Here is a 1,230-nt window from a genome sequence, read left to right on the forward strand (position 1 = left end):
CGCCAAATCTAAAATCCCGCTTCCTTTAAACGCTCCTATCCCGCAGATTGCGAGAGCAAGACGCATATCCTTGGTATAAAAAAACGCGATCTCATAAATGATATAGGCGCTAAAACAGCCGTCGCAAAGCCTTGTAAAAAACGAGCGCAGCGCTACCACCGGCGATTTTTCGGTTGCGGAAGGCTGTCTAAACCATGCTACTATGCTGCCTGCGACGCCGACGGCACAGACATAAGCTAGATACTCCATTTCTCATGCTTTGCCGTGTGGGCTCAAGCGCCCAGGAGACGCCGTAAGTGCTCCGCTAATGCCTATGCAGCACGACCACGCCAAAAATAGCACATTCGTATTGCGGATAAAAAGCTCAAGTAGCGCAAAAAGCTCTAAATTGAAAATCACCAAAAGCACCGCGCGCAGTAGATAGAGCAGAACAGGTCTCATTCATTCGCTCCCTGTGTGCAATCTTTTGCGATCTGTTCGCACTTTAGAAAATATGCCATTAGCGCCTTGTGCGCCTCGAAATCCGAGCTTTCGGCGGGGCGTAGCGGCATTTTTAGGTTGCATTTTACGGGGATGAATACCTGCTTTATCTGCGGCTCTTTTGCCCCACAGCCGCCAAGAGCAAAAACGCTAAAAAGCGCTATTAAAAAGCATTTTATACGCTCTAAGCTCACTCTCACAGCCTTTGTCCTTTATATAAATTTTTGAGACGCTCTTAATTTTATCCTCGTTTAGCCCGCTTGCTTTAATCTGCAGCGACTTTATCGCCGCGTTTTGCAGGCTGAGATTTGCCGCGCAGCTTTGAGCCTCCGCCTGCTTTGAAGCATAGGCACTATTAAGAGACGAAATTTCAAATTTTAGCTTCGTAATCCACGCTGCGCTTAGCATGCAGACTGCGATTAGAGCGTAACCCAAAGCCCGCGCGTTCAAAAAAGGCATAATCCTATCCTTAAAGAGCGCAAATTTCAAAGAATTGGTTCCCTGCCGCACGGGTTTCGTCTTTGAGAATATCGACGCTGAAGCTGATAGAGAGCCAATCATCGCCCTTGAGCGCAAAATCCCCGTCCGCTCTTAAGGAGCACTTATAAAAAGTCGCTTTCATCGCGCTTCCCGTCGCCGCCTCGCCGATAAACATCAGCGCGCACTCCAGTTTGCTATTTTTAAAGGCGCTTATCTTCTCCTTTTGGATACCGGCGCTCAGCGCCAAAGTAACCTCTCCGGAAATATCTT

Annotated in this window: 5 protein-coding genes; all 5 read right to left on the bottom strand. The window is 48.2% G+C overall.

Translation table 11 applies throughout. The features are described 5' to 3' along the window. A partial coding sequence (locus tag Q0198_RS02470) for a hypothetical protein (RefSeq protein ID WP_297894557.1) occupies positions 1–249 on the bottom strand: 249 nt, incomplete at its 3' end. 3 nt (positions 250–252) lie between these two features. Next, positions 253–441 carry a hypothetical protein gene (locus Q0198_RS02475; protein ID WP_297894560.1) on the bottom strand — a complete coding sequence of 63 codons (189 nt, stop codon included), beginning with the start codon at positions 439–441 and terminating at the stop codon, positions 253–255. Then, positions 438–674 (bottom strand): hypothetical protein, encoded by a 237-nt coding sequence (locus Q0198_RS02480; RefSeq protein WP_297894561.1) that lies wholly within the window; start codon positions 672–674, stop codon positions 438–440. Before Q0198_RS02480 ends, Q0198_RS02475 begins: the two co-directional genes overlap by 4 nt. Further along, positions 631–939: a hypothetical protein gene (locus Q0198_RS02485; protein WP_297894563.1), complete on the bottom strand. Its 309-nt coding sequence runs from the start codon at positions 937–939 to the stop codon at positions 631–633. Before Q0198_RS02485 ends, Q0198_RS02480 begins: the two co-directional genes overlap by 44 nt. Positions 940–949: 10 nt before the next feature. Then, a partial coding sequence (locus Q0198_RS02490; protein ID WP_297894565.1) for a hypothetical protein occupies positions 950–1,230 on the bottom strand: 281 nt, incomplete at its 5' end.

It is taken from the genome of uncultured Campylobacter sp., from assembly GCF_938045205.1.
Lineage (GTDB): Bacteria > Campylobacterota > Campylobacteria > Campylobacterales > Campylobacteraceae > Campylobacter_B.

Coding starts and splice junctions, on each gene's coding strand:
- Q0198_RS02475 (WP_297894560.1), bottom strand. CDS start 441: ATGAGACCTGTTCTGCTCTATCTACTGCGCGCGGTGCTTTTGGTGATT.
- Q0198_RS02485 (WP_297894563.1), bottom strand. CDS start 939: ATGCCTTTTTTGAACGCGCGGGCTTTGGGTTACGCTCTAATCGCAGTC.